The following is a 7,750-nucleotide window of genomic DNA, read 5'->3' as shown; positions in this document are numbered from 1 at the left end:
TGGGTAATCATTGACATCATCTAGCACCACCAGCACGTTTCCTTCATGCCAGCGCGACCAGCAGAAATCGACTTGGCTCGGTAAGTCCCAGCCCTCCGGTGGGTTAACGCCCAATTTAGCTTGAGCAAATCGCACTATCTGAATGCCAACATCTTCATCCCTCGCCTGTAACCAACAGATACCGCCTGGATAGGTGAGCAATAGCAAATGAAGCAGTGCATACTGGATTGCCAGTTCTGTTTTGCCGACTCCCCCCATACCTTCAATAGCAGCAATTACCACTCGGTTATTCTGCTGCAACATCTGGTGCAGACGTTCGAGTTCCTCGGAACGCCCCACAAACCTAATCGTGCCACTGGAGGGAATATTTTGAGGTATACCTGTCGGATTGAAAGATTCAGGCTGGTTGATACTAATGAACAGGTTCAGAATCTGGCTGATGTCCCCTGTGGTTAAATTGCCGCCAACTTGAACATTCTGGAGAAGGCTCTGCAAAACCTGTTCGGGGTTTGGGCGATCGCTCATACTTTTCGGGCGTTCTGGGGAACTAACAAAGGGTAGAAAACTTCAATCAATATGCTTTTAAGGGCTTCTATACATTGAATCTAAAAGGCCAACTCTTCTGTATTCCAGGACTTTATCGATTAGAGCCGGATAGTTTTCTCAGTCAATAAGGAGCCCTGTCTGCTTCTCTCCAATGATTCCTCCAATACGGCATACACTCTACGCTGCTTGTCTATTGGCAGTAGTTACCGCTAACCCTTGGTTAATCTGACTTGCGACTGCTCGCTCAATCAGATTGAGTTTATAAATGAAAAAGGCCCAGAGTGCTCGCTCATCAACCTAGCTTTCTCCCAGATATGTTCTACTCTCACTCGGTTGTAACCCAGTACCACTCGCCGTGCCAACCCCAGCTCAATGATGTGGCAGATAGGAATTTGAAAGCTGAAAATGTAGATCTGAGCAACTTAATCTGAGTGTTTGAACAGTGTGAGCGAGTGCCCTGACCCCAAAAAAGCTGAACAGACTGCTGCCAGCGACCTGCAAGCGGGTCGAGATATCTACATTGGCAACATCACTCAGATTGTGAATCAGGGTGATGCACCCAAACCAGTTGAGTCGCCCCAGAATAATCTTCCGATTGCTGTTCTAGTCGAGCAGGCGCGATTGCAGGTTTATGACAAGATCCAGCACCAGTGTGGCACCATACAGCTACTGAATATCTCCCATCTAGTTGATCTGGATAATCTCTTTGTCAACGTCAACATTCTGGATGAAATACCTAGTCAGCGCTGGGCAAAGATTTCCGATCACCTGAAAGACTTCGATCCCAGTGCTGATGAGTTTGACCGCTTTTACTTAGGCAAGGTGCGTCAGGAGCGAGTACCGGGACTAGAGGCAGCACAAAAGAATCCTAAACTCATGGTGCTCGGTAAACCAGGGTCAGGGAAAACTACCTTTTTGAAACATCTCGCCATTGAATGTAATAAGGGCAAGTTTCAGGCTAACTGTGTACCGATTTTTATTGGACTGAAAAGGTTTGCTGACAGTGCCAGGAATACAGGCTGTTTCGACCTTCTAAATTACATCAGCCAAGACCTGGAAATTTGTAATATCACTCCTGCGGATGTTGAAAGATTGCTCAAGCAGGGCAGAACGCTAATTTTCTTAGACGGATTAGATGAAATTTTAGAACAAGATAGCGAATTGGTTCGGCAACAAATTACGGCTCTATCCGAGCGATATTTCAAAAATAGGTTTTTGCTCACCTGTCGAACTCAAGCTCAGAAATATAGGTTTAATGGTTTTACTTATGTTGAAATTGCAGATTTCAATCAAGAACAGATTGAAACTTTTGCAAAAAAGTGGTTCGTGGCAGTTACTAGGAAAGTTAAAAATACAGGTTTAGCAAGGGCTGCTGAGTTTATTGAGAAACTGCAACAGCCAGAAAATAATCGGATTAGAGAGCTAGCGGTAACACCGATATTACTTAGTTTAGCTTGCTTAGTCTTTGAAAACCTAGAAGATTTGCCTAAAAATCGAGCAAAGCTATATGAAGAAGGGTTGAACATTTTGTTCATCCGATGGGATGAAGAAAAGGGCGTTCAACGGCAGGAAGTCTATCGGAATCTGTCCTTGTCACATAAAAACAAACTAATGAGTCAGGTTGCAGCTATTATGTTTGAGCAAGGCAACTACTTTTTTGAACAAAGCAAAATTCAACAGCTCATTGCCGACTATCTTGGCACTTTACCTGGTGTCTATACAGAGCCAGAGTCACTACAAACGGATAGTGATGCAGTGTTAAAATCTATTGAGGTACAGCATGGGTTATTGGTAGAACGGTCACAGCGTGTTTACTCCTTCTCCCATCTCACGTTTCAAGAGTACTTTACTGCTAAACAAATTGTTGCGACTTCTGATATTCAAGCTCTGAAACAGCTAGTAAACCACATCGTTGAGCCACGTTGGATAGAAGTCTTTGTGCTAACAGCAGGTATATTACCAAAAGCTGATACTCTGCTAGAGTTAATTAAACAAAAAACTGATACAATAATTGCAACAGATCGGAAATTTAAGCAGTTTTTTAATTGGGTTCAACAGAAATCGTTACTGGTTCCCTACAAACCAGCCGCAGTTCGATTTTTTTACCATGTACTTGCACCTGAATTTGCTGGTGTAATTGAATTTGACCTTGACAATGCCTTTGATATTGCCTGTGTTTTCGATCCTGATTTTGCTCATTCCTTTGAACTTGACCTTGACTATGCCCTTGCAAGCGCTCTTGCTATGGCTGTTGATCCTAATAATCCTAATTCTGACCCTAGCTATGCCCTTGCTATGGCACTTGACCTAAATATTGAACCTGATTTAGCTCAAGCACTTCAACAACTCAATTCTCAACTATCTAACGTGAATAAAGACAAAAAAGCATTTAATTCGTGGTGGCAAGCTAATGGTGAAGCTTGGACTGAGCAATTAAGATACGTGATGATTAAGTATCGCAATATCGGTTACGACTGGCAGTTCGGTGACCGCCACAAGGAATTACTAAAGCAATATTATGATGCCACTGAGTTGCTGGTAGGTTGCCTAAATAGCGGTTGTGAAGTAACTCCTCAAGTGCGACAGGAGATTGAGGAGACTTTGTTTTTGCCTATTGTTGAAATAGATACATGAAGTGATGAGCGTTGATGAAGTGTCTTCAGAAGAGAATTACCCTGACCTCCAACAGATGAAGCAGAGCATTCTTGAGAATGTTCAAGTCGGTGGTAACTTAACCACTGGAGACAATATTCAGAATATCAGCATTTATCAATCTGAACCTCCTAAACCAGTTGGCATCCCTCAAAACATTCCCTACACAGGTGCCACTGACTTTGTAGGACGTTCAAAGGAACTGGAAACCCTACACCAGAAGTTGCAGCGAGCAGACTGCGTAGCAATCTCTGCGATCGCAGGTATGGGAGGAGTAGGTAAAACAGAACTAGCAATTCAATATGCCCTAGCTCACCGAGAAACTTACCAGGGTGGCATTTGCTGGCTCCAAGCACTAGAGCAGGATGTAGGGACTCAGATCGTCAACTTCACCCAAGTTCATTTGGGTTTGAATCCCCCTAAAGACATCAAAGAATTACGCGACCAAGTGCGGTGGTGTTGGCAGCACTGGCAAGAGGGAAATGTCCTTGTCATCCTGGATGATGTTAATGACTACACACAGCTCAAGCCTTACCTGCCACCCCCTGCTTCTCGCTTTCGGGTACTGCTCACCACACGGCTACGATTACTGAAATCCTCAGAACGATTAGAGCTAAATGTCCTCGCTCCGGACGCGGCAATCGCTTTACTTGAGTCGCTAATTGGGATAGAACGAGTGCAAGGGAAACTAGAAGTTGCCAGAGAGCTGTGCCAGTGGCTAGGCTGTCTGCCTTTAGGACTAGAATTAGTCGGACGCTATCTAGATCGGAAATCTAGTTTGTCTCTAGCAGAAATGCAGCGACGGTTGCATGAGAAACGACTGGAGCAGCAGGCTTTGAAAACGCCTAAGTCAGAATCAGACATGACTGCCCACTTAGGTGTAGCAGCCGCCTTTGAGTTGAGCTGGAAAGAGTTAAGTCCTGCTGCCAAAGAGTTGGGCTGTTTCTTGAGCCTATTCGATTTAGTCCCAATTTCTTGGCTTTTGGTAGAGCAGTGTTTTCCCGATCGCGATCCAGAAGAACTAGAAGAAATCAGGGATGACTTCCTGCTCGACTTACATCTGATTCAGCATGAAGCGAAGGAAACCTATAGGCTCCACGAACTGATTCGGGAATTTTTGCACACCAAGCTTGTTGAGTCCAAGCAAACCAATAATCTCAATCAGGCGATCGCATTGACAATAGCAGCGATCGTCCAGAGAAATCCTGTATGTCTCACTGAAATTTTGAAAAAAAGGTTGCTGGACTGGAGCTTTACCCAAGATATTTCACAACCATCAGCACTTGAATTGGGATGGCAGGTGCGAATAGCAACACAAGCGTGGATCGATGGTATCGGTTCGTTGGCGAATTTAGTTGTGCCTCGACACAATGATGGAAGCCTACCTCCCTTGGGAGTTCGCCTAGTTCAAGTAACCGACACAGACGTTCATTACACCTACTTTCAAACTGGCTGGTATTTTGGAACCGACAGTCTAGAAGATGTTGTTGAATTATCTCCAGAAGTTGAAAAACTTTTTGCGGAGCATGATTCCGGTTTTGCTCCAGAAGTTGAAAAACTTTTCACAATGGGTTGGAACTATTTCACAAGTACTCCACTAAAACAGCAGGCATCAGGGGCTTGGCAACGGACTTTTGAGCAGATAGTCGATTCACTTTCCCAGTTATTGCAGCAGCGATCACTCCCAGTCGAAGCAGGATACCTCTCACTTGAAGCCGCTTGGCACGCAGCACTTCATCTAAGCAAACGCCACCATTCCTATGCCAATCCAATCCCTCTAGATGAGATTGAAGCACATCTATCTAAGGTAAGAAACTCTTGTTTCTCGCTGATGATGCAGCATTGTCTAAACCAACTCAGGATTGAAGTGGAATCCTGCCGTGCAAAGGGTGAGACTTATCTGAGCCTTCCATCTTCTGTCCAAGCTTTCAGAACTACCCAAGTCTTGTCTCCTGAACTATTGCTGGCTTACACAGCAGATATCTATCAGGGAGCCATTGAAGGTTATCAACAACTGGTCAACACATTGTTTCCCAAATTTCTGCCCAAACTCCAACTGGCATCCATCTTACCCGCCCGACTGGTGGGAGTAGTAGTCCCACCCCATCAGGGTTCAGACTCGGTTAGCATAAGTTGGTATTGGGAACGCTTACCCTTTCGAGCGGTGTTTCTTGACAACTCGCGGATTAGCTCTAGGTTTTTTGGCCGGAGTTATTTGGGTTAAAATTTCCCTAATTAACCAGGCCAAAACCATTGGTTTTTCACTGGTAGTTGCTTGTTGAAATTTAGCGATAGCGCGGCGAATAATTCGGCTCTCCCGTACTTGTGGTGATAACACAAGCTTACCGCTCTTGTGTCACTCTAACGCTCTTCTGTCACTCTGATGAGAGAAAAATATCAGCCAAATCGTGAGAAGCTTCCCTAGTGAATGATTTAGCGATCGCAAGCTGATAGAAACGTTGAAACGTAGCGAAGGTTGCTACAAGTCGTTCTGCATAATAATTTCAGCTTTTTCTCTGCTGAAAGTGACAGAAGAGCGGTATAATCTAGCTGGATCGAGGTTTTCAGCCTTATGTGCCCAGCAAAAATGTATAAGTCGCTACTTTTTCCGCCAAACATCCGGGAGAGCCACTTGCTTTTCTAGTCCGTAAGCATCAATCATAAATTGCATTGCTATGATCTCTTCACGTTCGCTCGTCATCCCGTCCCACTTTCGTCTGAGTATATTGAAATTGTTTAACTTTATTATTCCTCTACACAAGCCATTGTCTAGTTCTCAACGTAGCGAAGCGCCAACACATCTTTCATTCGGCTAATTTGGGTAAAAAGATTATGAACTTGCTTGTATTCTTGGCTATTTCGGACATCAATGCTCAGGTTAATCACAGCTTTATCTTGATTGGGTTTGGGTTTGGGTTTAAAATTGCCTTCTGAGATGTTAATGCCGTTAGCTCCTAAATATCCTGTGATCTCGCTGAGCATATTAGCTCGGTTAACGGTCTCAATTTCAACATCGATAGACCAGAGAACAGGGCAGCGACGTTCGCTCGGTATATTTTTTAAATTGTGACACTCTGGACGGTGGATGAAAATGCCACGACCGTTACTTTCAGGAAAGATTTTATTACCTTTGCGCTTAATCAAACTTAAACTCTTAATCAAACCTAGACTTTCTTCATAGTAAACAGGGTTACAACATTTAGCTAAATGGATGCAGCTCTTGCTTATATCTCTTAAAGAGATTGGCGAACCCTTAGAAGGTAAAACATCGGAAGAAATCGCTGTTGCAAGGGATAACATTACAGATTGAGTAGTATAAGTTTGGATTTGTTCCTGCTGATGAGTTTTATCTAATAATTGTTGGAGTATATTTACTATCCGCTTTACTTCTGCTTCATTTTCATACAATTTAATAAGAACTTGCTCAAATGTTTGACACCTTTCTCGTTCAAGCAATGCTTTTATTAAACTAGAACTAATTAACTTTTCAACCTCCTTCCTGTTTATCTGTTTTGTCAGTAAATCCCAACCTCGCTGAACCTTGATTTTATATATTTCATTAGTTACTTTACTCAACTTCAATATACCGTAGTCTGATTTTTGTTCTTCCTTTTTCTTTTTACTTTCTTCTTCGTTCTTTTTACTATCTTCCTTCTTGTTTTTGCTCTCTCCTTCCTTATTAGTCTCACCCGCTTCTTCTACAACAGCATCATTGACTACTAGATTCAACCTGAATGGACCAGACCCTAAAGCTGCCAGTAAATCTTCAATTGCAAGATAATTAAGCGATTCAGCGACGGCCTGCATTACCCCAGACTTAAGCAACATTTCAAAAGCCTTCTTACCCAATTCCTTTTCGAGTAATTCCCGTCCCCGAATAACCATCTCTTCCCGATGTGACTTTTTGTACCATTCAATAATCTTTTTTCGAGCAGACTTAGTTGTAACAAATGGGTGGTTCTTTTGGATATCTTTTGGCTGCTTCAGCCATTCTAAACTGGGGTGACTGTTTTTATTTTTGATGATTTCCACAATATCCCAGTTTTTTAGAGGTGTATTTAGAGCGACCTTTTTTCCATTGATCATCGCTTGATAGCATTGGTTTCCAACTTCTGAATGTATTTGATATGCAAAGTCAATAGGTGTAGGTGCTATCTCAATTTTTTTATTACCCTCTTTAAGGATTAAAACTTCAAGCTTTTTGAGATGACCTTTGGGAGTTAAAACATAAATAAACTTTCGGTTAACATTATAATCTTTGGTTAATTCATTAAGTAATACAACTTTATCTTGAGGCGACAATTCAAAAAAATGATTTTCTAAATTATGTTCATTTGTTTTTATAATTTCTACACTGCTGCTGTTGACAATCTTGAGATTATTAAGCAATTGTTCGATAGCCTTATTGACATATTCTGTATTTTTCCAAGCTTTTTTCTTACTTTTAACTAATAATTCAAGTAGTAAAATAGTTTGATTTTCAGCTTTTTTTCCTATATCAACGTTTGAAATATCAAATTTGCTAGCACGGATTATCCTGCCTAACATATTT

General features: G+C 42.3%; 4 protein-coding genes. 2 read left to right on the top strand and 2 right to left on the bottom strand.

Features of this window, described 5'->3' with window-relative positions; all coding sequences use genetic code 11:
* On the bottom strand, positions 1-525 hold a 525-nt coding region (locus H6S82_RS11580; RefSeq protein ID WP_242056914.1), incomplete at its 3' end, for an NB-ARC domain-containing protein.
* A gap of 561 nt (positions 526-1,086) precedes the next feature.
* Between H6S82_RS11580 and H6S82_RS11575 the strand changes: the two genes are divergently transcribed.
* Together H6S82_RS11575 and H6S82_RS11570 are read left to right on the top strand one after the other, a co-directional pair.
* Positions 1,087-3,180, top strand: coding sequence for an NACHT domain-containing NTPase (locus H6S82_RS11575; RefSeq protein WP_190462348.1), 2,094 nt, complete (start codon positions 1,087-1,089; stop codon positions 3,178-3,180).
* A 4-nt stretch (positions 3,181-3,184) separates the two neighbouring features.
* Positions 3,185-5,422 carry an NB-ARC domain-containing protein gene (locus tag H6S82_RS11570; RefSeq protein WP_190462346.1) on the top strand — a complete coding sequence of 746 codons (2,238 nt, stop codon included), beginning with the start codon at positions 3,185-3,187 and terminating at the stop codon, positions 5,420-5,422.
* Between the two features lie 545 nt (positions 5,423-5,967).
* Here H6S82_RS11570 and H6S82_RS11565 read toward each other — a convergent pair.
* Positions 5,968-7,750, bottom strand: a 1,783-nt coding sequence (locus tag H6S82_RS11565; RefSeq protein WP_191056242.1) for a TGS domain-containing protein, incomplete at its 5' end; no start/stop codon positions are given.

Origin of the sequence: Planktothrix sp. FACHB-1355, from assembly GCF_014748295.1 — a bacterium.
Lineage (GTDB): Bacteria > Cyanobacteriota > Cyanobacteriia > Cyanobacteriales > Aerosakkonemataceae > Aerosakkonema > Aerosakkonema funiforme_A.
The sequence above is the reverse complement of the archived record's forward strand: the minus strand, read 5'-3'. Positions and strand labels throughout refer to the sequence as shown.

Coding starts and splice junctions, on each gene's coding strand:
- H6S82_RS11570 (WP_190462346.1), top strand. CDS start 3,185: ATGAGCGTTGATGAAGTGTCTTCAGAAGAGAATTACCCTGACCTCCAA.